Source organism: Chryseobacterium sp. KBW03 (assembly GCF_003852415.1).
Classification (GTDB): domain Bacteria; phylum Bacteroidota; class Bacteroidia; order Flavobacteriales; family Weeksellaceae; genus Chryseobacterium; species Chryseobacterium viscerum.
In genome coordinates, this window is the sequence record NZ_QAJO01000003.1 from 171502 (window position 1) to 196343 (window position 24842).

17 protein-coding genes are annotated in these 24842 nt (G+C 37.6%); 9 read left to right on the plus strand and 8 right to left on the minus strand.

Translation table 11 applies throughout. The features are described from left to right. Positions 1-21 precede the first annotated feature (21 nt). The 5 genes from DBR39_RS04690 to DBR39_RS04710 form a co-directional block, all read right to left on the minus strand. A complete protein-coding gene (locus tag DBR39_RS04690) occupies positions 22-2817 on the minus strand; it encodes a TonB-dependent receptor (protein ID WP_124531066.1) in 2796 nt (931 codons plus the stop codon). Positions 2818-3149: 332 nt separating this feature from the next. Next, positions 3150-5108 carry a T9SS type A sorting domain-containing protein gene (locus tag DBR39_RS04695; protein WP_124531067.1) on the minus strand — a complete coding sequence of 653 codons (1959 nt, stop codon included), beginning with the start codon at positions 5106-5108 and terminating at the stop codon, positions 3150-3152. Positions 5109-5270: 162 nt separating this feature from the next. Next, complete coding sequence (locus tag DBR39_RS04700) at positions 5271-6449, minus strand: acyl-CoA dehydrogenase family protein (protein WP_124531068.1); 1179 nt, start codon at positions 6447-6449, stop codon at positions 5271-5273. 128 nt (positions 6450-6577) lie between these two features. Continuing rightward, a complete protein-coding gene (locus tag DBR39_RS04705; RefSeq protein WP_124531069.1) occupies positions 6578-7366 on the minus strand; it encodes an NUDIX hydrolase in 789 nt (262 codons plus the stop codon). 16 nt (positions 7367-7382) lie between these two features. Further along, positions 7383-8567: an MFS transporter gene (locus DBR39_RS04710; RefSeq protein ID WP_124531070.1), complete on the minus strand. Its 1185-nt coding sequence runs from the start codon at positions 8565-8567 to the stop codon at positions 7383-7385. Between the two features lie 176 nt (positions 8568-8743). Here DBR39_RS04710 and DBR39_RS04715 point away from each other — a divergent pair, with 176 nt between their 5' ends. Genes DBR39_RS04715 through DBR39_RS04740 form a run of 7 tightly spaced genes read left to right on the plus strand, consistent with a single transcriptional unit; the run spans position 8744 to position 19198 of the window. Beyond that, complete coding sequence (locus DBR39_RS04715; RefSeq protein WP_124531071.1) at positions 8744-11656, plus strand: SusC/RagA family TonB-linked outer membrane protein; 2913 nt, start codon at positions 8744-8746, stop codon at positions 11654-11656. Between the two features lie 10 nt (positions 11657-11666). Next, positions 11667-13205 carry a RagB/SusD family nutrient uptake outer membrane protein gene (locus DBR39_RS04720; protein WP_124531072.1) on the plus strand — a complete coding sequence of 513 codons (1539 nt, stop codon included), beginning with the start codon at positions 11667-11669 and terminating at the stop codon, positions 13203-13205. Positions 13206-13208: 3 nt separating this feature from the next. Beyond that, positions 13209-14633: a glycoside hydrolase family 30 protein gene (locus DBR39_RS04725; protein WP_124531073.1), complete on the plus strand. Its 1425-nt coding sequence runs from the start codon at positions 13209-13211 to the stop codon at positions 14631-14633. A 9-nt stretch (positions 14634-14642) separates the two neighbouring features. Beyond that, positions 14643-16865, plus strand: coding sequence for a glycoside hydrolase family 3 N-terminal domain-containing protein (locus DBR39_RS04730; protein ID WP_124531074.1), 2223 nt, complete (start codon positions 14643-14645; stop codon positions 16863-16865). A gap of 42 nt (positions 16866-16907) precedes the next feature. Then, the gene (locus tag DBR39_RS24450; protein WP_228447767.1) at positions 16908-17153 is read left to right on the plus strand and encodes a hypothetical protein; all 246 of its coding nucleotides are present in this window, start codon (positions 16908-16910) and stop codon (positions 17151-17153) included. A gap of 3 nt (positions 17154-17156) precedes the next feature. Further along, complete coding sequence (locus DBR39_RS04735; protein WP_228447768.1) at positions 17157-17717, plus strand: family 16 glycosylhydrolase; 561 nt, start codon at positions 17157-17159, stop codon at positions 17715-17717. A 41-nt stretch (positions 17718-17758) separates the two neighbouring features. Beyond that, a complete protein-coding gene (locus tag DBR39_RS04740; protein WP_124531075.1) occupies positions 17759-19198 on the plus strand; it encodes a glycoside hydrolase family 30 protein in 1440 nt (479 codons plus the stop codon). A gap of 78 nt (positions 19199-19276) precedes the next feature. On the opposite strand, the gene DBR39_RS04745 is transcribed toward DBR39_RS04740, so the two are convergent. The 3 genes from DBR39_RS04745 to DBR39_RS04755 all read right to left on the minus strand — a co-directional run bounded on the left by DBR39_RS04745 (position 19277) and on the right by DBR39_RS04755 (position 22609). Then, positions 19277-21151 carry a DUF3472 domain-containing protein gene (locus DBR39_RS04745; protein ID WP_124531076.1) on the minus strand — a complete coding sequence of 625 codons (1875 nt, stop codon included), beginning with the start codon at positions 21149-21151 and terminating at the stop codon, positions 19277-19279. A 229-nt stretch (positions 21152-21380) separates the two neighbouring features. Further along, on the minus strand, positions 21381-22190 hold the full coding sequence (locus tag DBR39_RS04750) for an enoyl-ACP reductase (RefSeq protein WP_124531077.1): 810 nt from the start codon (positions 22188-22190) through the stop codon (positions 21381-21383). Between the two features lie 119 nt (positions 22191-22309). Further along, positions 22310-22609, minus strand: a complete 300-nt coding sequence (locus DBR39_RS04755) for a hypothetical protein (RefSeq protein ID WP_103233894.1) — start codon at positions 22607-22609, stop codon at positions 22310-22312. A 138-nt stretch (positions 22610-22747) separates the two neighbouring features. On the opposite strand from DBR39_RS04755, the gene DBR39_RS04760 reads away from it, so the two are divergent. Both DBR39_RS04760 and DBR39_RS04765 read left to right on the plus strand, forming a co-directional pair. Continuing rightward, on the plus strand, positions 22748-23305 hold the full coding sequence (locus DBR39_RS04760; protein ID WP_124531078.1) for a DNA-3-methyladenine glycosylase I: 558 nt from the start codon (positions 22748-22750) through the stop codon (positions 23303-23305). A gap of 256 nt (positions 23306-23561) precedes the next feature. Further along, positions 23562-24839, plus strand: a complete 1278-nt coding sequence (locus DBR39_RS04765) for a hypothetical protein (protein WP_124531079.1) — start codon at positions 23562-23564, stop codon at positions 24837-24839. The last annotated feature ends 3 nt before the right edge of the window (positions 24840-24842 follow it).

The window sequence follows — 24842 nt, forward strand, 5'->3', positions numbered from 1 at the left end:
ACTTTATTGAATTGAAATTGTTTATAAATTGAAATTGATTTCCATTCCGAAGTAAGGATCATAAGCTCCTTTTCTGTTGATGGTAAATCCGTTGATGTTGTAAGGTGTGTAATAGCTGAATAACCGGTTGGCAAACATGGAGACAACAACCGCCTTGTTTCTGAAACTTTTCGTTACTTTCAGATTGACGTTCATTTCCATAGGTCTTCTGGAGGTGTTGTAGAGATCTTCATTCTGAGCGATAATCAGGCTTTCCAGAATTGTTCCTTTTACGGAATCCGGATTATAAGGAAGCACAGTGCCATTCTGATCCACATAATGACTTGGGATTCCGCTCATGGGAAGAAGTTTTCTCATAGAATACCATGAAAACTGGAATGATGAAGAAAAAACAAGATCCAGACGGGGAATATAAGTGTCCATCATCAGGTTGGTATTCAATACTTCATTTACAGAGTTGGGTTCCATTCCGTCATATAATCCCAGATAAGGATAAGGTCTTCCATCGATCAACAAATCTCTTCCTCTGTATACCGGAAGGCTGTTGCCATATTTCGTTCGGAACCATGCTCCATTTACAGTAAACCTAGTGTTGATTACAGGGATTCTATTGGAGGAATATTGAAATTCCACCCCTTCTTTGTCTACTTTGCTGCCGTTTTTCTGAGTTGTATAAAGAAAGTTCTCATTCACTGTCTGATAGGGAAGTGTGCTCACATCCGGCGGGGAAGTGATGGCATCATGATTCATTCCTGAAGTATCATATTTTTTGTACTGATATAAGGCATATTCATTCATAGAACGGAATGCATTGCGCATATTTTCTTTAAAAATAGTAACCGATAGCTGATGTGCTCCCAGGCTGAAATCTATTCTTGCTTCAAATTTTTCATTCACAGCGGGTTCTATGTCCGGATTCTGTGGATTGTAAACCAGTGTTTTATAATTGACTCTTCTATAGTTTGGATTATTATGAAAATAATTCAACTGCTGGATGTCTTTGTAAATAAGTTCCGGATACAGGAGATTAAGATCCGGGAACAGACTCTGCTTACCATATCCTAATGTTAAAGCTATGGTTGCTTTTTTATGCATCCAGTCAAAAGAAGGAAGTTCCCATTGAAAGTTGGCTCTGGGGTCTGCATACAATTTTCCGTTCATTTTGAAATGAGAAGGCAGATTCATCATCGTATTGCCTCTTAGTCCTAATGCCAGTGTAAGTTTGTGCTTACCTGCTTGTAATGAATTGACAGACTCCAGAAACAATGCAGAAGTCATATAAGCAGGAACATCACGGTAAGCACGCGGTCTGAATGTTGCCTTGGGATCAATAGGTCTGTAGATGTCAAATACTTGTCCTTTGCCCCAGTTTTTACTCATTTGCCAGTCAAATCCGGCATTAAACTCATGCGTTATCGATTTATAATTGACCTGAAAGTTATTGATCATTTTGACAAACAAATCGAGAGGTTTTCCATCCACGGTATAGTTTGAAATATAGCGGGGTTCCGGATAGTAGCCATCGTATTCTCCTTCAGTTGCTGATAAAGGAAAGGCCGTTGCATTTTCCAGCTGGATAAATTTAGTCTGCTTTATTTTATCAAATCTTTGGTTAACGGTTGCCTGGATTTCGGTTGATCGATAGAATGAAGGCTCATTTTTAGTATAAGTAAACAGATTGGAAAGGCTCAAAAGATGATTGTTCACTTCATAAGAATTGAGTTCAGACAAATCGATGTCGGGATCAGATTTTGAACCGTCCAATGAACCGGTATAGCTAAGGTTGCTTTGCCATCTGGCCGTTCCACGATCATATTTTTTTTCTTTTATTATGGCAAGATGAGCGGTAATTCTTTTATAACTTTCCAGACGGTCTCTTGGGTCGGATTTTGCATTCAGGTAATCTATACCTGTGTTTATTTTCAGATCTTTTTCCTTATTTTCAAAACCTTTGCTCACCGCAAAAAGCTTACTGTAGCCATCTGCTTTAAATCTTGCTTTCCATTTTGTATAGCCGGATTTATTGGTGATTTTTACAATTCCGGAAGTCAGATTTCCATAGACTGCAGAAGGAATTCCGCGAAGAATCTCCACACTTTCAATCTGGTCTGTAGAAATACTTCGCATATCTACACCACTGGTTATATTAAGTCTTCGCTTGAGACCGTTATTCGTTTTATCTAAAAAATCATAGGTATACTGCAGATTAGAATTAGAGTTCAGAGGAGCTCCATCCACCAGGAAAGTAGTCCCCATGGAAGACGTATTATAATCGCTGCCGGGTCTGCCGGTCTCACGAAGACTGATTTTGTTAACCTGATTCAGAACCGGGTCTCCGGATCTTCCTCCGGGAAGAAGTTCCAAAAGATCGGAAAAGCTTGATGGCTGTAAATGCTGCATCGCCCGCTGGCTGATCATAGAGGAGGAGGTAAGCCCTTTTCCTTCCTTGGCGGTGATAACGACTTCTTCAATAGTATTGAGTTTCTCTGAAAATGGAAAAACGAAAATTTCAGACTTTGTTACGGATATTTTGCCGACATACCCTAGAATTCCGTTTTTCCAGGCTTCTATTGTATATTTTCCCGGAATAAGGTGCGCTACTGCCATTCCATTGTCATTGGTAGACGCTGTATAGGTATTTTCTTCAGAAAAAATCTTTATTTCAGAGCCTTTTACTGAGGCTTGATCCTTGTTCTTTATTTCAAAGGTGATTGTAAACGGTAGGTTCTGTGCCTTAACTGCTGTAATTGTTGTGAGAAAAATAAGAAAACTGAAAAATCGGAGCCTCAAAGGGGATTGGGAGTCATTATGTACCATCTGGCATTATTCTTTCGGCAAAAGTAGCAGGCTCAGTATAAGTTTACTAATTTTATTTAGAATAATTTAAAATAAATGACAAGAATCATTTATGCGATTTTAAAATAATATTTATTGAAAATTAAAATTTTAGGATGTAAAATGATTAATAATAATGAATTACGTAATTCTGCTTGTCTTTCATTGAGTTTTATTTCCAATTATTTTTTGTGGAGTTATTTTATCGCTTAATTCAGGAAGATAGATTGGAACAATAAGAATGTATACAAAAAAGCACTTCATTGCTGAAGTGCCAAAATTAACTTGAAATGATATTATGAAGAGGATTGAAGTTATAGTTTTACTTTTTTATGAATGACTTTTCCATTAGAAAGGGTGACTTGTACCAGATATACCCCCGGTTCTAAATTTCTGGATTCAAATAGGGGCTTGTTAACTTCCTGCTGAACAACCAGAGAACCGGAAATACTGTAAATGCTGATATTTTTAATATCATTGCCGGCTTTGGCAATAATTTGCTGTTTTTGGGTAAAGATATCCGTATTGCTTTCGGAAGATGGTGTTCCGCCAATTGCTTTATTGAACTGAAGATTATAATACGGAGTGACTACTTCAAAAGTGTAGTTTTTATTCTCCAGATCCTGCAAATTGATTCCTCCAGCTTCACGGTATTGTTTCTGAGAAATGCTTTTGACCAGCGTTTTACTTTCATCAAAAACATAGACAGCAGAAAGTTCATCCTGATCAACTTTTAATTGTAGAACGGATGGCGTTGCAGATTGTACGATTTCGTTTTCAGAAACCTCCTTAGGAGTGTTTTTGATGTATGGAATTATTTTATTTTCATTATTTTCTGATACTTTCAACAGATAAACTCCATCTTTTAAAGTAGATAAGTTGCGGTCAGTTGCCGTTCTGCTCTGTATTTTTTCTTTATTGAAATCTGTAATCTCAACCAGCTCCATAGCACCGAGATCAGGTTTTATCTGAGAAGGTAGCAGAGTGGTTTTTTCATTAGTTTTCTCTGCTGACTGCTTGCCGAAAATGGATCCCGCAATTGCCCATTCATTAAGAAGTCCGCCACTTCTCAAAGTATTGAATTTGACATTGGAAGCCAAGGTGAAAGGCAGAATTCCTCCTACATGTCCGATAGGTCCCCAGTAAAAAGAATCCAGCTTATATTTATTCAGATCCCACCATGCATAATATCCACGCTGAACATCGATGGTTTTTGAAGTGTTTTCAGGCGGAATAGCCAGGTCTACAGTAGAATGCCCCAATGTCATAGGTGTTTTATTGTACCAATCGTAGACATCCTTTGGTTTCATACATTGTCTGAGTTTATTATTAGGATTGGTGGTGACATCGTTTACAAAGTTGGGTGTAAATAATTTTCGCCATATCACAGGGCCCCATAAAAGACCCCCATTATCCTGAACAACATGATAATTATATTTATCAAGATATTCTGCAGAAATAACTTCCGAAATGTTATTATTATAGGTTTTATATCCTGTGTTATTGCAGGTATGAAGAACATTGGCAAGGAATGAGGTAAACGGATAAAAATCTTTTTCCAGAACTCCTTTATTTAAGGTTACTCCGGAGAAATCATACGGACCGTCGCCCATATACGCATATTTGAATTTGATATTATTGGGATTGGAAATGCTTAATCTTTTTAAAGTAGACATGGCAGCATGCGCTCCCTGGGAATATCCGGCTAGGAAGTATTCATCATAGCGTTTCACACCCAATTGTCCAAGCACTTTATTGGCAGCAGTAATAAAATCAATAGTAGCTCCTGCTTCAGTGGCATAGTCTACATAAGGATGAACCCCGTCTCCAGATCCCATTCCTACATAGTCAGGTGCCATTAAAACATAGCCATTAAGTACATAAGACAGTTCAACAACAAATCCTGCAGTTAAAGTTCCCTTGAAATTAGACGGAACATTGTTTCTGCTGTCTGTTGTTCCATGATCTGATACAACTGTTGATAATTTAAATCCTACATTAGGATACATCAGCAGTCCGGTGGCTTTTACAAGAACATTGTTTTCATTTTTGGTGTAATAAGTAATCTTGTAACCTTTTAAACCAACATTAAAACCGTTGAGGTAATTGGCAAATTCCGGAGCATCCTGCTCACCCAGATTATTGGCGATAAAATTGATGACTCCCTGTGGTGTTAAATCCAGTTTCTGTTCAGCGCTTACCAGATCTCCTGCTTGCTGTGCAAAGTAGAATGGAGCGGTAAGCCCCATTAAAAAAGTCGTAATTTTTTTCATATTGATGATTTTTTGTGTTCATTAAGGTAATAACTTTAACAAATAGACAAAAATATTATAGCATCAATAATTATTCATTGAATATCAATTCTCTGTAAAGTGAGTAAAATAAAAGAGTCTGGCCGAAGGCCAGACTCTTTTATTTATATTTTTTGTCTTTCTTTAGAAAGCGTTGATTCCTGTAATATCCAATCCGGTGATCAGTAAGTGAACGTCATGTGTTCCTTCATAAGTGATCACTGATTCCAGGTTAGCAGCGTGTCTCATCATTGGGAATTCACCCATGATTCCCATACCACCAAGGATCTGTCTTGATTCTCTTGCAATTTCAATCGCCATATTTACGTTGTTACGTTTAGCCATAGAGATCTGAGCGGGAGTTGCTTTGTGAGCATTTTTAAGATTTCCTAACTGAAGACATAATAACTGAGCTTTTGTAATCTCTGTTAAGAATTCAGCCAGTTTTTTCTGCTGAAGCTGGTAAGAAGCGATTGGTTTTCCAAACTGATTTCTTTCCTTAGAATACTGAACAGCAGTACAGTGGCAGTCAATAGCAGCACCGATTACTCCCCATGAAATTCCATATCTTGCAGAGTTCAGACAAGATAGAGGTCCTTTTAGTCCTGTTACTCCAGGAAGAAGGTTCTCTTTCGGAACTTTTACGTTATTAAATACCAGTTCTCCGGTTTTAGAAGCTCTTAAGCTCCATTTATTATGAGTTTCAGGAGTCGTGAATCCTTCCATTCCTCTTTCCACGATCAATCCCTGTACTTTCCCTTCCTCATTTTTTGCCCATACCACAGCGATATCGCATAGAGGAGAGTTGGTAATCCACATTTTAGCCCCATTCAAAAGATAATGATCTCCCATATCTTTAAAATAAGTTTCCATAGAACTTGGGTCTGAACCGTGGTTAGGTTCTGTCAATCCAAAAGATCCGATCATTTCTCCCGCAGCAAGCTTAGGAAGATATTTCATTTTCTGTTCCTCAGAACCGAATTCATTGATAGGAAACATCACCAAAGAGCTCTGAACCGAAGCTGCAGAACGTACTGCGGAATCTCCTCTTTCCAATTCCTGCATAATCAGACCATAAGAAATCTGGTCTAATCCTGAACCGCCATACTCAACCGGGATATAAGGTCCCAACGCCCCGATTTTCCCCAATTCTCTCATAAGATTAGGAATATCCGTATGATTTTGAGCGGCCTGATCAATCTGCGGCATTACAAAACTCTCTACCCAGTCTCTTACAGATTGGCGGATTAGTTTGTGTTCTTCAGTAAGTAAAGCATCAATTCCATAATAATCAGGGATGCTTGTAAGAGGATAATATGACATGATTTTTTGATTTGGTTAAAAATAGCATTTTTCGTGGTGTCTGAGAAATTTTTTTGAAAACTTATCTTGAAGTTGGTTTTCAGACAGATAATGCCCTTTTTATTTGTTTACAGGATAAATTCTACATTTTAAACCTCCTCATCATTGGAGATAGGATACTGATTGGTAGAATTATGAACTTCAGTTTTAAATTTATACAGATAAGGCGCTTTATTGGCTGAGCCGTCATACAATTTTTCCATCCTGTCAAGGATATTTAAGCTTAAAATTTTACGCTGGAAATTATTTCTTCTGAATTTTTGCCCCAAAATAGTTTCATAAAGGGACTGAAGATCTTTCATCGTAAATTTCTCAGGAAGCAGATTACTGGCTGCCACTTCCGTATTAATATTCATTCTAAGATATTCTAACCCGGTTTCTATGATTCGGTCATGGTCAAAAGCCATCTTGGGTAGGTTGTTGACCTCAAACCATTCACAGCTTTCATTGAAAGCATCAGGAAAAGTATTCGTCAATGAAAAGTCGATAAGACTGCAATATCCTACGGTAACAAATCGTTGAAAAATCCAATGGTCTCCAGGAACTTCTATTCCTTTATTTTTAAGAAGAATCTGGTGGACATTATTTTCTGTACGGTCTATTCTTCCAAAAGTATGAAACTGCTTCAAAAATAAACCTTTAAGATGTGTTCTCTCATACAAAACCCTTTCAGCAGCCTCCCTCAAATCTTCATCATTGAAAACAAAACCACCCGGAAGTGACCATAAATCAAGATCATGGTACTTTAAAAGAAGAACTTTCAAAATGTTATTATGAAAGCCGAATATAGTGCAGTCAACAGATATATGGGCTACAAAATCTTTTGTATCGATAAGCTCCCGAAGTGTTTCTTTACTTTTTGTGTCTTTGATTTTCATGGCAGTAAAAATAAAACTATTTTCTTTTTGAAACATTAAAAAATACAAAACTAATCCCAAAAAGAAGAATTACAGAAGATAAAATATACAAAGGATAGAAATTTAATAATTTTTTTTCAAATAGTATTGCCATAATAATAGAGCTGACAGAGCTGCCCAGAGAAGAGAAAATAACAATAAGTGAAGTAAAAAGATTAACCTTTTCTTTATCAACCTGTGCGATCATCTTCGAGTTGATGACAGGATAAAGGGGAGATAAAAAGAAACCTATTACCGGAAATAAGAAAAGAATCAATCTTGAATTTACAGATTCAAAATATTGTATTCCTAGAATAATTAACAGCAATGCAATAATGAAAGCCATACAGGAAATATAGTAACTAGGCAATGAAAATCTTCGGATGATATTCGCTGTTATCGTTCTTCCTGCATATGAAAATACCGCAAGGAAAGAAGTGGCCTGAAGGGCAAAGAATGAATTGACTTTCAGGTGGTTTTTATAAAAAGAAGGAAGCCATGAATTGAATCCCTGCTCTACAAAAACAATAGAAAAAACAACTCCCAGAAATAAAATTACGGTAGGGGTCATAAATCCTGATAGTTCAGAGAAGATATTCTTATTTTCCAGAGGTCTGGATTCTGATATGTCAATCTTTGAAAGCAAAAAAATAGTGATTGCTGATAAGAAAGCGATGATTAAAAAACAAAATTTCCAATATTCAGAATAAGAACTGGATATAACCCATCCAAAAAAGGTATTGACGACAAAAATTCCGATCATAAAAGAAGCTTCCACATTATTCATCGTTTTTGCCAGTGACTTTTCATCCGAAATATTGTTTCTGATAATCCCGAATACACAGATCTTGCCAATAGCAAAACACGCTCCGATGATGGCAAACCACAGCTTAAAAAACCAGAAAACCTCTATAAACGGAAGAAGGCAAGAGCAAAAACCTACAATCACCAAAGCCGAAATCAATGCTTTCTTCGTTCCTGTTTTGTTAATAAAGCTTACTGCAAAAAGAGAAATAAAAGCAATGGGCAGGTCTTTAAAAGATTCTAAAAGTCCCAGTTCTCCATAGGTTACTTTTTCTTCCGACAACTGCAAAATGATAAGTCCCATACAGTTCAGAACCATTGAAAAAATAAGAAAGGAAAGTTTTAGAGGAAGAGAAATTTTAGAAAGCTTGATGACCATTTTGGGAGACTTCTTTATTGTTTTTTTTTGAAATTTTATGAAATATTGATGCGAAGATAGGGCTTCTAACCCTGAAAAATAAAAGAAAAATTAAAATATTTGTGAATAGAATGTTAATTAATTGAAAAAAAATATATTTTTATTGTCTCAATTTGAGAATTAAACAATAACTGTATATGAATGTAAGAATATCAAGAAGTCTTGGAGTCATTGCTGTGCTGTATTTTACGGCAAACTTCAATGCGCAGACTACCGTAAAGGACACTGTCCCAAAAGAAAATAAAATAGACGAGGTCGTAATGATTGGTTACGGCAGTCAGAAAAAAAGTAATGTGACTGGAGCAATATCAAGTATTAAAGCTTCTGATATTGATAATGCTCCAACAGCAGGAAGGCCCGAACAGGTACTTCAAGGAAGGGCAGCCGGTGTTTCTGTCATATCAAATTCAGGACAGCCGGGAACCGCTGCTACTGTCCGCGTTCGTGGTATTACCAGTTTCGGAGCAGGAAGTAATGATCCTTTGTGGGTAGTAGACGGAATTGTGGTGGATAATATTGGCTGGTTGAATCAGTCTGATATTGAAGGAATGGAAATTCTTAAAGATGGAGCTTCTGCGGCCATTTATGGAGTATCCGCTGCAAAAGGAGTTATTTTGATCACAACAAAGAAAGGTGCAAAAGGGAAAATGAATCTTTCCTATAATGGCTTCTTTGGCGTTGGAAATGCTTCTAAAAAGCTCGATCTGTTAAATGGATCACAATATGCAACCATCATGAACGAGTCTTACATCAATGATGGGCTGAAGCCTGTGTTGGGAGATCCTTCATCATACGGAGTGGGAACAGATTGGCAAAAACAGATCTTTAACAGTGCACAGCGTCAGTCTCATGAATTTAGTATTAGTGGAGGAAATGATAAATCTACTTTTTATTCATCTTTTGGGTATTATGATCAGCAAGGTATTGTATTGAGAGATATCTCAAACTATAAAAGAGTGAATGCCAGATTAAATTCAACTCACAAAGTATTCGACTTTTTGACAATAGGCCAAACTTTTGCGTATACTCATACAAGATCTCAGGGAGTTACTGATAATGGTGAATTTGGAGGACCTTTAAGTTCAGCAATTAACTTGGATCCATTGACTCCTGTCATTGTAAAAAATGGGATTAATAATGAGCCTAACTTTAGTGACTATGTTAATAATCCAAATTATGTAAGAGATCCTAATGGAAATGCATATGGAATCTCACAGTATGTAAGTAAAGAGATGACCAATCCGCTGGCTTTCAGACAAACTCAGTTAGGAAGATACAAATGGTCTGATGATATTATAGCCAATGTATTTGCTGAACTAAAGCTTAATAAACATATCACCTTTAAATCAAGCATGAACGGGAAGCTTTCTTATTGGGGAGAGCAGGTCTTTACACCAACTAATTACCTGAGTACAGCTAATAAAAATGACTTCAACAGCCTATTCAGACAAACTGATAAAAAGTTTGAGTGGAGTACTGAAAATACACTGACCTATCAAAATAAGTTTGGATTGCATAGTTTAAATGTATTACTCGGACAAGGTTACTATGAATATAATATCTCTTCAGGACAAAATACAAGATTTACCAATCTTCCGGTAAATAATTGGGAAGATGCATCTTTCAATTTTGATATCTCTCCGGAAAATAAAACAGGGAATGCCTGGGATGGAAAACAGACACACAAAGCTTCTTATTTTGCCAGAGTGGTTTATGATTATGATAACAGATACCTTTTTACAGGAACAATCCGTAGAGATGGATCTTCAAAATTCGGAAGCAATAATCACTGGGGAAACTTCCCGGCAATGTCTTTAGGCTGGAATGTGTCTAACGAAAGCTTTTGGCCTGAAAATAAAGTGATCACCAATTTTAAGCTGAGAGGAGGATATGGGGTATTGGGTAATGATGCGATTGATGACTTCCAGTTTGCCAATTTCTTAATAGCGGGAAGTAATTATACTTTCGGAGATAATATTATCCGTGTCGGATATGCACCAAGTACCCTGGAAAATCCCAACTTGAAATGGGAAAGAACATCACAGTTCAATATTGCAACAGATCTTAAGATTTTCAAAAATTTTGATCTAAGTGTTGATGTTTACAGAAAGAAAAGTACCGATATTTTAAGAAGAGTTGAGCTTCCTGGCTATTTAGGATTAATTAATAATCCATATAGAAATATTGGGGATATGAACAACGACGGAGTTGAAGTAAGCTTAGGTTACAAAAAGAAATGGTCAGACTTTGGTTTTTCTGTCAACGGTAATCTTGCTTATTTGAAAAATGAAATTACAAGACTTGAAGATAACAGAACTTATGTCAACTTTGCTTCTTTCCAAACGCTGGGCGCTGTTTCCAGATTACAGGTTGGTGAGTCCTACGGTTCTTTCTATGGGTATAAAAATCTGGGCGTTTTCCAAAATCAGGCGGAAATTGATGCCTATAAAAATACGAATGGAGGATTAATTCAGCCTAATGCAAAACCTGGGGATTTCAAAAGACTGGATGCAAACGGAGATGGAGTGATTGATGAGAAAGATTATATCAATCTGGGTAATTCGGTACCAAAATATACGTTTGGACTTACGATCAATATGAATTATAAGAATTTCGACCTGATGATTTTCGCTCAGGGGCAGGCTGGTAATAAAATTTTCCAGGGTCTGAGAAGACTTGATATTCAGGAAGCCAATTATCAAACAGCCATTTTGGACCGTTGGACGGGTGAAGGAACCTCCAATACAATAGCGAGAGTTACAAGAAATGATGATAATCAAAACTATACCAGAATGTCTGATTATTATCTTCAGAAAGGAGATTACTTACGTCTTAAATTGGTTCAGATAGGCTATACTTTATCTAAAGATGCGGCACAATCTATCGGAGCTTCAAAAATCAGATTCTATGTGACAGGAGAAAATCTTGCCACTTTTACCAAATATACAGGTTATGATCCTGAAATTGCAGGAGCAGATACATTTGGGATAGACAGGGCTTTCTATCCACAGGCAAGAACTTTCCTTTTCGGAGCTAATGTTCAATTTTAATAATTAAAAAATGAAAAATAAAAGATTTATCTATAGAAGTCTATCTGTTTTATTTCTAACAGGTATTAGTTTTGGAGCAGTATCTTGTGACAGAGGAAATTTAGAAGATGTAAAAAATACAGGTACTTTTGATTCAAACAACTATTTTAAAAATGAAGAACAGTCATTCACCGGTTTGGTAGCTACCTATGATATGCTGAGAAAATACTCTGGTGGATTTGAAAACATGGTGACATTCTTCAATGGAGCCTCTGATGATTTCTACTCAGGAGGAGGAAATTCTTCAGATGGAGCAGGAATTCAAGGGTTTTCCAACTATTCAATCAATCCAATTATCATGCCTGCCAGCTATTGGAAAGACTATTACCAAGGGATTGCAAAGGCTAATCTTTTGTTAGATAGAATTCCGGGGGCCAGCATGAATGAGCAGACAAAAAAGAGATTTGTTGCAGAAGCTAAAGTACTAAGATCATTATACTATTTTGAACTCTTAAGAATGTTCAAAAATATTCCCCTTATTCTGAAACCAGTTTTGGCCACAGATGATTATTATAATATTCCACAGGAAGATCCTGCAAAAGTATATGCTCAAATAGAATCTGATATTGTTTCTGCAATACCGGACCTTATGATGGTTCCATCCGGAGCAAGTGAAAAAGGGAGAATCACACAAGGTACGGCCCGTGCTATTTTGGGTAAAATTTATTTATATGATAAAAAGAATACTGAAGCAGCGGCTCAGTTTGCGGAGGTAAATGGTACTCCTGGGGGAACCAGCCAATATGGATATAAACTTGTTGCGAATTATGCAGATTTGTGGAAGGTAGATAATAAGTTTACTACAGAATCTGTTCTTGAAGTAATGCACACCAACGTAAGTAATGCAGATTGGCCGTTCTGGGGTTCCGGAAAGGATGAAGGGAACTCTATCAATGTAATGCTAGGTATCAAGTCTTACGGACGTGTAGCTAATGTTCCGAATAATGACGCTCCGGATCTTTATGCAAGCTGGGGATTCAATCCTGTTACAGACGACCTGTTTAATTTCATGCAGGGAGACCCCCGTTTGAATGCTACTATTTTCAATGGAAAAAAATTCAAAGACGAAGGGAAAATTACCTACTCACCCGGATATAGAGACACAGGATATTTCCTGAATAAATATTTACCGAGAAATGCAGATAAATCTACTTTGCCAGGACCTACAGAACTGAATTTCCGTCAGAATTATATTGCGATAAGATTAGCAGATACTTACCTGATGGAAGCTGAAGCTTTAGGAGGTTCAGGAGGAAGAGCTCAGGCATTATTAGATGCGGTGAGAACAAGAGTCGGTTTGGCATCAGTTCCAGTTTCTTTGCAGGCTATTAAAGACGAAAGAAGAAGAGAGCTTGCAGGAGAGGGCCACAGATGGTTTGATCTGGTTCGCTGGGGAGATGCACCGTCAAAACTGGGAACAAGAGGATTTAAAGCAGGAAAAAGTGAAATTCTGCCTATCCCTTTTAATGAGTTGGCAAATACTGCTTTAAAACAAAATCCTGGATACTAAAACATGAAGTTTCACAACTTATATAGTTTCTTTAGAGGTGCCGCACTACTTAGTGGTGTGGCCCTTTTTCCTTTATCGTGTACATCACTTGCTAACAATAAAGGAAACGAAGTGCAGTATTGGCTTACAAAAGGTGATGAAACCGTAAAATTACAGCTGCAGACTCCGGTTAAATTTGTAAATAACTCCAACAGCTTTCAGAATATTGAAATTGATGATTCTCAAAAGTTTCAATATGTTGATGGTTTTGGATATACATTGACAGGAGGAAGTGTTGAGGTAATCAACCGATTGTCCCCTTCCAAAAGAAAAGCATTGCTTAACGAACTTTTTGGAAACGATAAAAATTCAATCTCCATTAGCTACTTAAGGTTAAGCATAGGAGCATCCGATCTTGATGGGGAAGTATTTTCATACGATGATCTGCCTGCAGGGCAAACCGATGCTTCTCTTTCAAAATTCAGTCTGGCAAAAGATAAAGTACTTATTGCGATGTTGAAAGAAATTTTGGCAATCAATCCGAAAATAAAAATCATTGCAGCCCCATGGTCTTCTCCTGTCTGGATGAAAGACAATGGAAAATCAAAAGGAGGAAGCCTGAAATCTGAATTCTATGGAACATATGCTCAGTATTTTGTAAAATACATCCAGGGGATGAAAAAAGAAGGCATTACGATTGATGCCGTAACTCCGCAGAATGAACCTTTGCATCCGGGAAATAACCCAAGTCTTTATATGCCGTCCGAACAGCAGGGGGATTTTATAAAGAACCATTTAGGTCCGGTTTTTAAAGCTAACGGAATCTCGACCAAAATTGTTGTTTATGATCACAATTGCAACAAACCTGAATATGCTATTGATATTTTAAAAGATTCCCAAGCTAATCAGTATATAGACGGATCCGCTTTTCATTTGTATGAAGGAGATATCTCAGCATTAAGCACTGTGCATGATGCTTTTCCTGATAAAAACTTATACTTTACCGAACAGTGGACAGGCTCAAAAGGAACGTTTACTGAAGACCTAAACTGGCATACCAAAAATGTAATCATCGGTTCTATGAGAAACTGGAGCAAAATTGCTTTGGAATGGAACCTTGCAAACGATCCGAAATTTGCCCCGCATACAGACGGTGGATGTACAGAATGTAAAGGAGCTATTACGGTTTCTGACAGTGAAAACTTTACCAGAAATGTTGCCTATTATATTATTGCCCACGCTTCAAAATTTGTTCCTGCGGGTTCTCAGCGTATTGCTTCTACGCAGACGGATAAGCTTTCAACAGCAGCTTTTATGACTCAATCTGGGAAAATAGTTTTAATTGTGCAGAACGATAATCAGGAAGATGAAAATTTTAATATTAAATTTGCCGGGAAAACTGCTGCTGTAGCAATTTCGGGACGTTCTGCGGCAACCTATATTTTTTAATTCGATACAATGAAAAAAGCATATTTTTTACTGGCACTTTCCACATTAGGAATGAATGTTTACGGACAGAAGACCATTGATCAGAAGGTGGCAGAGCTGCTTTCTAAAATGACTTTGGAGGAAAAAGTTGGGCAAATGGTCCAGTACAGCGGGTTTGAATATGCTACTGGGCCCCAGCAGTCTAATTCAGCAGCCGTTTTGGAAGAAATTAAAAAAGGAAAAGTAGGCTCTATGCTGAATGTAGCGGGCTCTGAGGAAACCAAAGCATTTCAGAAACTGGCCATGCAATCAAGGATGAAAATTCCTTTACTGTTCGGACAGGATGTTATCCATGGATACCGTACTACATTTCCTGTGAATCTGGGACAGGCAGCAAGCTGGGATCTGGGAATGATCGAAAAATCTGAAAGAATTGCTGCAACGGAAGCTTCGGCTTATGGTATTCACTGGACTTTCGCTCCCATGGTAGATATTGCCAGAGATCCGAGATGGGGAAGAGTAATGGAAGGTTCCGGAGAAGATACCTATCTGGGAACAAAAATAGGATTGGCGAGGATCAAAGGGTTCCAGGGCAGAGGGTTAGGAAGTCTTGATGCTGTGATGGCATGTGCAAAACACTTTGCTGCATATGGTGCAGCTGTTGGTGGGAGAGATTACAATTCTGTGGATATGAGTCTCAGACAACTGAATGAAACGTATCTTCCACCATTCAAAGCTGCTGCAGAAGCAGGAGTAGCCACTTTTATGAATTCCTTTAATGATATCAACGGAATTCCGGCGACCGCTAATCAATACATTCAGAGAAATCTTTTAAAAGGAAAATGGAATTATAAAGGTTTTGTGGTTTCAGACTGGGGGAGTATCGGAGAAATGATTCCTCATGGCTATGCTAAAGATGCCGGTGAAGCCGCTGAGAAGGCAATCCAGGGCGGAAGTGATATGGATATGGAAAGCCGTGTTTACATGGCGGAACTTCCAAAACTAGTGAAAGAAGGAAAAGTAGATCCAAAACTGGTAGATGATGCAACAGCAAGAATTTTAACCAAAAAATTCGAAATGGGACTTTTCGACGATCCTTACAGATTCAGCAGTGAAAAAAGGCAGAAAGAACAGACCGATAATCAGGAGAATAGAAAATTCGGAAGAGAATTTGGATCAAAAAGTATCGTCCTTCTTAAAAACCAGGGAAATATTCTTCCACTTTCAAAAACTACAAAAACTGTTGCGTTGATTGGTCCTTTTGGGAAAGAAACAGTGGCAAATCACGGTTTCTGGTCTATCGCTTTCAAGGATGATAACCAAAGAATTGTTTCGCAGTTTGACGGAATTAAAAATCAACTGGATAAAAATTCCACTTTATTATATGCAAAAGGCTGTAATGTTGATGATCAGGACAAAACTCAATTTGCAGAAGCGATAGAAACGGCAAAAAAAGCAGATGTTGTCATTATGACATTAGGAGAAGGCCATGCGATGAGTGGTGAAGCGAAAAGCAGAAGCAATATCGGCTTTACTGGTGTACAGGAAGAATTATTGAAAGAAATTGCCAAGACTGGTAAGCCAATCATTCTTATGATCAATGCAGGAAGACCTTTGATCTTCAATTGGGCAGCAGACAATATTCCTGCAATTGCGTATACATGGTGGCTGGGAACAGAAGCCGGAAACTCTATTGCAGATGTTGTATTCGGCACGGTGAATCCCGGAGGGAAACTTCCGATGAGTTTTCCGAGAACAGAAGGGCAGATTCCTGTGTACTACAATCATTATAATACAGGAAGACCGGCAAAAAATAATACAGACAGAAACTATGTTTCAGCCTATATAGATCTTGATAATGATCCAAAATATCCGTTTGGATATGGCTTAAGCTACACCGATTTTAAATATTCTGATATGGTTTTAAATTCGGCAAGCCTTACAGGAAACCAGACTTTGAATATCAGCGTTACTGTTTCCAACACAGGGAAATATGATGGTGAAGAAGTGGTACAGCTTTATATCAGGGATCTTTTTGGAAAAGTGGTACGACCTGTAAAGGAATTGAAAGGTTTCCAGAAAATATTCATCAAAAAAGGAGAAAGTAAAAAAGTAGAGTTTAAACTGACACCGGAAGATCTGAAATTTTTTGATGATGATTTGAATTTTGACTGGGAAAGCGGAGAATTCGATATTATGATCGGAACCGATTCTCAGCATGTACAGACCAAAAGAATTAATTGGGTGAAATAAGCTCCATTCAATAGGAAAGGGTTTAGCCAAAACTTAATACACATGAATTTCAAAGCTAAAAGTATTATCAAAATATGTGCAGCAGGAACTTTCTTCATTTCTGTTCTCAACTGTGCCTCAAACAAACCAGATTCTGGCAGAACCCTGATATGGAATGATGAGTTCAACGGTAAAGGGCTTCCCGATTCATTAAAATGGAATTACGATGTAGGTGGAGGAGGCTATGGTAATGAAGAAGCTCAGTTTTATACAAAAAAGAGGCTTGAGAATGCGAGGATGGAAAAATGAAATTTGGTCATTGAAGCTAGAAAAGAAAATTGGGAAAACAATAAATATACTTCTGCAAGACTTTTAACCAAAGGAAAATTCTCTTTTCAATATGGTACAATAGAAGTGAGAGCAAAGCTTCCCAAAGGTCGTGGAACATGGCCTGCAATCTGGATGATGAGCGAAAATATGAAGAAATGGCCGGATGACGGTGAGCTGGATATTATGGAACATGTGGGTTTCAATCAGGGGTATATACATGCTTCTGTTCACACTAAAAAATACAATCATATTCAGGGAACGCAGAAAACGGATACGCTGATTATAAAGGATGCAAGCGAACAATTTCATGTTTATAAAGCAGACTGGACACCGGAAAAAATAGACGTTTATATTGACGATCAGAAATTTTTCACCTACGAGAATAAGGAAAAGAACTATGAAGCATGGCCTTTTGACCAGCCTTATTTTATCATTTTAAATCTCGCCATAGGCGGAATGTGGGGCGGAAAAGAAGGGATCGATGATACTATTTTCCCACAGAAGTATTACATAGACTACGTAAGAGTCTATCAAAATAAATAATGAAAATGAGGACCAGATGGGTCCGGAAACAGAAAAAAATCATGAGAAAACTAATTGTAAGTTGTTTTGTAGTAGGCGTTGTCATCAATGTCAATGCTCAGAATTATTGGAAAAAGAATGAAGGGAAAACAGCTAAAGTAATCCTTACCAACTCCAAAGTAAATGAGAAGATGGTGGATAAAGGTGCCGTTAAGTTTGAGCAGTTTGGACAGCCCAAAGAAACGGACGCCTGTATTTTTGTAGCTCCCAATTTTAAATATCAGAAACTGATAGGAATTGGTGGCGCTATTACAGATGCATCAGCAGAAACTTTTTATAAAATGCCGAAGAATAAGCAGAAAGAAATTCTGGATGCTTATTTTGGGAAAAATGGATTGGGATATACCGTTGTCCGCACCAATATGAATTCCTGTGACTTCTCCAGTGATTCTTATACCTATGTAGAGGATAATGATACTTCGCTGAAGAGTTTCAACGTTGCCCATGATGAGAAGTATAAGATTCCGATGATCAAAGAAGCTCAGAAAGCCATTGGAAATAATTTCACATTCTATTTCTCTCCCTGGAGCCCACCGGCCTGGATGAAATCAAACAAAAGTTTATACAAAGGAGGAAGATTAGAAAACGAATATTATCAGACCTGGGCAGATTATTATATCAAATTCATTAAAGAATACGAAAAAAGAGGAATTAATATCTGGGGACTGACCGTTCAGAACGAACCAATGGCTACCCAAAGCTGGGAATCATGTATCTACACCGCTGAAGAAGAAGGTGAATTTCTGAAAAAGAACCTAGGGCCAACCCTTTGGAAAAACGGATATAAAGATAAAAAAGTCATGATCTGGGATCACAACAGAGACCTGATCTATCAGAGAGCAACCACTACATTAAGTGATCCTGAAACATCAAAATACGCTCATGGAATTGGGTATCACTGGTATGAAACATGGAATAATAAAACGCAGCTTTTTGACAATTTAGCAGAAACCCACAGAGCTTTTCCAGATAAATTCCTGGCCTTCACCGAAGGATGTAAAGAACAGTTCAGTATGGATAAAATCTATGATGTAAGCCTGGGAGAGCTGTACAGCAAAAATATGCTGAATGATTTCAATAAAGGAAATGCTTTATGGACCGACTGGAATATTCTTTTGGATGAAACCGGAGGCCCTAATCATAAAGGTAATTTCTGCTTTGCTCCCATTATTGCGGATACCAAAACAGGAGAGGTATTCTACACGTATGAATACTATTATATAGGACATGTTTCAAAATATATCAAGCCGAATGCTCAGAGAATAGGAAGTTCTTCCAACAGAGCTGCATTGACATCTTCTGCGTTTATGAACGAAAACGGACAGTTGGTAACTGTTATTATGAATGATTCAGACAATGATATCGATACCAATCTATGGATTGAAGGAAAGGCTGCCAGGTTGAATGCTCCGGCACACTCTATACAGACCGTAATTTTATAATATCATATTAATATTATTTTTGACAGAATCGGCGGCCTCGAAGAGGCCGCCGATTCGCTTATCATATATCTGTATAAGTTATTGTACAGAAAACTTACCGGAAATAGTTCCATTGCTGTTTTGAGCATTATAGAAATAAATTCCGGTTCTCATGCCTGAAGTGGAGATGATTGTTTTACCTGCTTTCACCTGTTGGGATTTTATCGTTAATCCTTCTGCATTCACTAGAGTCAGCTCATAAGTACTTCCATTTTCAGGAAGACTGATGGTTAGGTTTTCACCTTGTTTTACTGGATTAGGATAAGCGGTAGAAGCAATCTCCTGTTTCGCAGAAATAGTGGATGTTGCAGCTGTTACCTGCTCAAGAACCCACTGATGATTTACCCCTGCCGGACCGTTCATGTCCTGATCCCAGATATTAATATTGGTACCTGAAGTTTGTGAGTTGGCAGGATTATCCATGGCTTTCATATTAGATAATGCGGTTCCTATGACAAGGGTGTTTGATAGGTAAGGTCTTAATACCCATTGTTGATTATTACCACCATGTTTCTGATATTGTACCAGCGTAGTACCATTGGTTATATTGGATGCGGGAACATCAATCGCCAGGCCTGAAGCACGATTGATAATGATATAATTATTTCCCGTTTTTTCCAGTTTCCATTGTTGAGCCAGGTTGCTGTTAAAAGGATATTGAACCATTTTGGTATTGGCTGCAGCACTGTAATTAGCAGGGCTTATGTATTGACTGCTTCCTACACATTTTATTCGGTAGTAGGCATTAGGATCAATAGTAGGTGCGGTTATAATAGTATTGATTGTTAGATTATTATATCCGAAATTGGAAGTTTGTTTAAAAATATCTTCCAAGACAACACTCACATAATATTTCCCCGGTTGGGAATTCGCAGGAAGCGGTACCTGGGCACTTCTCTGATCTGGGCGAATACCCGTAACCACAGCTATAGGAGTATAAGAATTTGCCCAGCTGGCTTCTGTATATAATGAAACCTTATAGGAAAACTGCGGGCTTGTGGTGTCTGAGTTAACCCAATTTACATTCACTGTATTATTAGAAGTATTATAAGATGGAGTAACGGTAGTCACGGTAACTGGGGTCGCTGTTGCAGGTTTTGTGCCATCCTGAGTGATTCCGTTGAATGTTACCGAACCACCAGCAGGTGCCGGAGCTGTACCACATGAAGTTACCTTGATCGCTGTATTATTGAAAGCTGCTTCTGCTCCCCACGATCCTGTTCCGGCGGAAGCTGTATATCGTGAAGGTTTGGACCAATTCCCTTGCGCGTTCATGCTCCAGAAGTTTCTGAAATATCCGCATCGGGTGGCTTTGCTGGCAGCTGAGTTCCAGTTTTCTACAAAGCCTCCCAGTTTGGTTCCTGTGAATTTCGCATCGTTTTCAGGAGTGACAATGGTGACATAATGTTTCCATTTTCCTGTACCATAATCAAACATAAAAAATCCGATTCTGGTTTTTCCGTCACCGGTAGACCATCTTCTCACGACAGTGGCATACCAGATTCCGGGAGTCCATGGCATTGGATTGTCTGTGTGAAGACCTGTTCCTTCTCCTCCGAAACCATCTACAAAAGTATTGGGAGCAGTATATTCTGTAGTGCATTGCGGTACGTTGGTATCCTGCAAATCCCACATTGAAAAAATGTTATTGTAGATTTCGTTCTGTTTGTACTGAATTCCTGCATATCCGCCTCGCGGACCCAAAGAAAAATTCAGAGTAGAGTAATAGGTATTAACCTTTTTGCAAGTGTTGTCTGCCATTACTTCAGAATACCAGAGTTCACCGGAATTAGCCATATCAAAGCCTTCAAGATAAGGACCCCAGCTTGGGCAGGTCTGAGCATTGGAAGCATTGAAAAACGAGGATGCAGCAATAAGTAATATTGCAGTACAAGATTTAATTTTTTTTTCCATAAAATAAGTGGTTTGGTAATACTAATTTATGGATATTTTGAATATTTAATAAATATTTTGAATGAATATTATGGACGTTTTGGAGTAAATGATTGAATCCAGTTAAATTGCTGAAATATATTTTTTTATTGTAATGGTTATCATAAAAAAAGCAATGCATCGTGAATGCATTGCTTGTATTGAATAGGATTACTCCTTTATTGTATTGAAAAAATAATCTTTCTGATTATTATTCTACATCATATTTGCTGATTACTTTCTGAGTAACCCCTGAACTGCTGAACCCACCATCATGGAAAAGATTCTGCATTGTTACTTTTTTAGTAAGATCAGAGAATAGCGTTACACAGTAGTCTGCACATTCAAGAGCCGTAGCGTTTCCTAGTGGAGACATATCTTCTGCATATCCAAGGAATCCTCCGAAACCTTTCACACCGCTACCTGCTGTAGTCATTGTAGGAGACTGAGAAACAGTATTTACACGTACTTTTCTTTCACCCCAATAGTTTCCGAAAGTTCTTGCAATACTTTCCAGATACGCTTTGTTATCAGACATATCATTGTAATCCGGGAATGTTCTTTGAGCAGCAATATAACTAAGTGCCAAAATACTTCCCCATTCGTTCATACAGTCTTTTTCCCATGCTACACGCATTACTTTATGGAAAGAAACAGCCGAAATATCCCAACCTTTTTCCAACCAATCGTAGTTCATTTCTGTATAATGTTTTCCTTTTCTTACATTGATAGACATACCAATAGAATGAAGGATAAAGTCGATTTTTCCAAATTTGGCAACAGCGGCATCAAAAAGTTTTTCAAGATCTTCTACAGAAGTAGCATCAGCACCTATTACTTCAGAACCTGTTTTTTCTGCTAAATCATTGAGCTCTCCCATTCTCAAAGCAATAGGAGCATTAGATAATATAAATTCAGCACCCTCCTCATGGCATCTCTCAGCAACTTTCCATGCGATAGATTGTTCATTAAGGGCTCCAAAAATAATTCCCTTTTTGCCTTTAAGTAAACCGTATGACATAATTTTTTAATGTTTATTATAATACAAATGTAGCAATAATTGTGGTTATGACATAATAAAAATGGAGCCTTATCAATTTAAGACTCCATTTTATTGAAAATATTTATATGACTGAAATACTAATTTGTTTTCTTATTCCATTCTGCCTTTACATCCTCTGCCGCATCTTTGGTTTTTTCCCATGCCTCATCTGCTTTATCCTTAATATCTTCCCATGCATCGGATACATTAGCTTTTACCTTGTCTAGCCAGTCTTCCTGATTGGCCTCCTGATCATTACTTCTCTTTTCATTGATAAAGTCTTTGGCCTTGTCTGCCAATTCATTGATTTTCCATTTCGTTTTGTCTGCTGCATTCTGTATAGAATTTTCTACATTGTTTACTGCATCTTCCGCTTTATTATACTCTGAATTGTTCATAATACTATAAATTTTAGTTTGGTATCAGTAATTAAACAAGAACCATTCCTAAAATCAGATGTCTCTGTTAAATTTTTCATAATCTTATGTTATAGTTTTCCAAATCAAGGTTACCTTTAGATAACAAAATAGATTATTATGGAAAAAATACGTTGTGGATGGTGTGAAAAAGATGATCTCTATAGAAAATATCATGATGAAGAGTGGGGAAGACCCATCTATGATGATGAAACAATATTTGAATTTCTGATTCTTGAAAGTTTTCAGGCAGGACTGAGCTGGTATACTATTTTGGCTAAAAGAGAAAATTTCAGGAAAGCTTTTGACCATTTTGATTATAAAAAAATAGCAGTCTATTCTGATAAAAAGATCGAAGATCTGATGAATGATTCCGGAATCATCAGAAACAGGCTTAAAATTATGGCTACAGTTACCAATGCACAGAAATTTTTGGAAGTTCAGAAAGAATTCGGAAGCTTTTCCAGCTATATTTGGGACTTCGTAGGCGGAAAACCAATTGATAAAAGACCCGAAACTCTATCCGATATTCCTGCCACTACAGAAATCTCCGACCTTATTTCCAAAGATCTCAAAAAAAGAGGGTTCAAATTTGTCGGTTCAACGATAATTTATGCTCATATGCAAGCGACCGGAATGATGAATGACCATATAAAAAGCTGTTTTACGAGAAAATAATACTTATACTTTATTCATTTTTTAGTGAAGTTTATTAATAATAATGCAATTCAAAAAACTAATCGGAAAATTAGAGATATCTGTAAAGGCTTATGAATACATCATTTGATAACTGCTTGATATTTAAACATTTTTCATTATAGAGTGATTAAGGTTTATTTTAATCACTATAATGTGTTTTTAATTATGATTTTATCAATAAAATTGATATATTATTAAAAATTTGTATATTTGCATCCTCAAAAAAAAGCAGATAATGCAAAAAAACTATAAACTACGATACACTCTTCTTTTATTATTCTTTAATTATTTTATATATGCTCAGGTTGGGATAGGGACTCCTAGTCCGGCACCCTCAGCGATGCTGCATATTAATGCCAGCAATAAAGGGGTACTCCTTCCAAGTATTGCTTTGGCAAGCACAACAGACAACGTTACCGTGCCTTCACCAGCAGACGGGCTGATTGTATGGAATAACGGAACTTCTACACTGTTGGAAATTGGATTTTATTATTGGTTTGAATCAAAATGGAATAAAATTTTGGCAAACGGAGGTACTCCCACCAAAATAGAGGATGGAACCAACTGGAATCTTACAGGCACAAATGTTGGAAATTATGGGGGAGCAAATACCACACTCGCATTAGGAACAAAAACATATGACGATCTTATCTTCAAAGTGAATGCATTAACGGCCGGAAGATTAGGCGTTGATAATTCTGTAAGCCTTGGAATAGGATCCACTGCAGGGCAGAATGGTATTGCCATTGGGAGTGCTAGCGCTGCATTTATGGGAATATCTATTGGGAGTGCAACAACAGTTTCCGGGAATGAAGCTTTGGCAGTGGGAAATAAATCGACTGCAGGAGGTTTCAGATCTACCGCAATTGGATTTCATGCCCAAACCAGCAGTAACGAATCTGTTGCCGTTGGAAATAACTCTTCTGCGGATGGATTTCAGTCTATCGCATTAGGATATAACGCGAAAACGAATACAAATAGCGAAACTGCTTTAGGATATAATGCAGTAACAAATAGTCAAAACTCAACGGCTTTAGGCTCTGGCGCTAATGCATTGGGACAATATTCAACAGCAGTAGGATATGGGGCAACTACTTCACAGGCCAATGCCATTGTTCTGGGAGACAATAATGCAAATGTAGGGATTGGCACTGGCGCTCCGAATACTTCTGCGAAACTGGACGTAAACGGACAGTTCAAATTTGGGGAAAAAGGAAGTGTGCAGAAAAACCAGATCAGTTTTGAAGCATGGCCGGGAATATCTATTAATAATTTGCCTCCCGGAAAATCTACAACAATTGATATTCCGGTTCCGGCAGGATATCAGCCTGGTTCTACAAGAGCTGTTGTCGTGGTTTCTCCAGCGGGAGACTTTCCAGGAAACGCTTCATTTTCTATCTCGAATCCAAGGATGACTTCCACTTCCAGTATTACCATTAATCTTACTAATATCTCAGGAAATGCCAGTGGTTTATATTACGGACATTTTTATGTGATGATCAATGAGTTTTAAATA

What these genes read in the sequence shown, in the direction of transcription:
- DBR39_RS04690 (WP_124531066.1), bottom strand. Translation starts at nt 2,817, where the DNA reads ATGGTACATAATGACTCCCAATCCCCTTTGAGGCTCCGATTTTTCAGT.
- DBR39_RS04695 (WP_124531067.1), bottom strand. Translation starts at nt 5,108, where the DNA reads ATGAAAAAAATTACGACTTTTTTAATGGGGCTTACCGCTCCATTCTAC.
- DBR39_RS04700 (WP_124531068.1), bottom strand. Translation starts at nt 6,449, where the DNA reads ATGTCATATTATCCTCTTACAAGCATCCCTGATTATTATGGAATTGAT.
- DBR39_RS04705 (WP_124531069.1), bottom strand. Translation starts at nt 7,366, where the DNA reads ATGAAAATCAAAGACACAAAAAGTAAAGAAACACTTCGGGAGCTTATC.
- DBR39_RS04710 (WP_124531070.1), bottom strand. Translation starts at nt 8,567, where the DNA reads ATGGTCATCAAGCTTTCTAAAATTTCTCTTCCTCTAAAACTTTCCTTT.
- DBR39_RS04715 (WP_124531071.1), top strand. Translation starts at nt 8,744, where the DNA reads ATGAATGTAAGAATATCAAGAAGTCTTGGAGTCATTGCTGTGCTGTAT.
- DBR39_RS04720 (WP_124531072.1), top strand. Translation starts at nt 11,667, where the DNA reads ATGAAAAATAAAAGATTTATCTATAGAAGTCTATCTGTTTTATTTCTA.
- DBR39_RS04725 (WP_124531073.1), top strand. Translation starts at nt 13,209, where the DNA reads ATGAAGTTTCACAACTTATATAGTTTCTTTAGAGGTGCCGCACTACTT.
- DBR39_RS04730 (WP_124531074.1), top strand. Translation starts at nt 14,643, where the DNA reads ATGAAAAAAGCATATTTTTTACTGGCACTTTCCACATTAGGAATGAAT.
- DBR39_RS24450 (WP_228447767.1), top strand. Translation starts at nt 16,908, where the DNA reads ATGAATTTCAAAGCTAAAAGTATTATCAAAATATGTGCAGCAGGAACT.
- DBR39_RS04740 (WP_124531075.1), top strand. Translation starts at nt 17,759, where the DNA reads ATGAGAAAACTAATTGTAAGTTGTTTTGTAGTAGGCGTTGTCATCAAT.
- DBR39_RS04745 (WP_124531076.1), bottom strand. Translation starts at nt 21,151, where the DNA reads ATGGAAAAAAAAATTAAATCTTGTACTGCAATATTACTTATTGCTGCA.
- DBR39_RS04750 (WP_124531077.1), bottom strand. Translation starts at nt 22,190, where the DNA reads ATGTCATACGGTTTACTTAAAGGCAAAAAGGGAATTATTTTTGGAGCC.
- DBR39_RS04755 (WP_103233894.1), bottom strand. Translation starts at nt 22,609, where the DNA reads ATGAACAATTCAGAGTATAATAAAGCGGAAGATGCAGTAAACAATGTA.
- DBR39_RS04760 (WP_124531078.1), top strand. Translation starts at nt 22,748, where the DNA reads ATGGAAAAAATACGTTGTGGATGGTGTGAAAAAGATGATCTCTATAGA.
- DBR39_RS04765 (WP_124531079.1), top strand. Translation starts at nt 23,562, where the DNA reads ATGCAAAAAAACTATAAACTACGATACACTCTTCTTTTATTATTCTTT.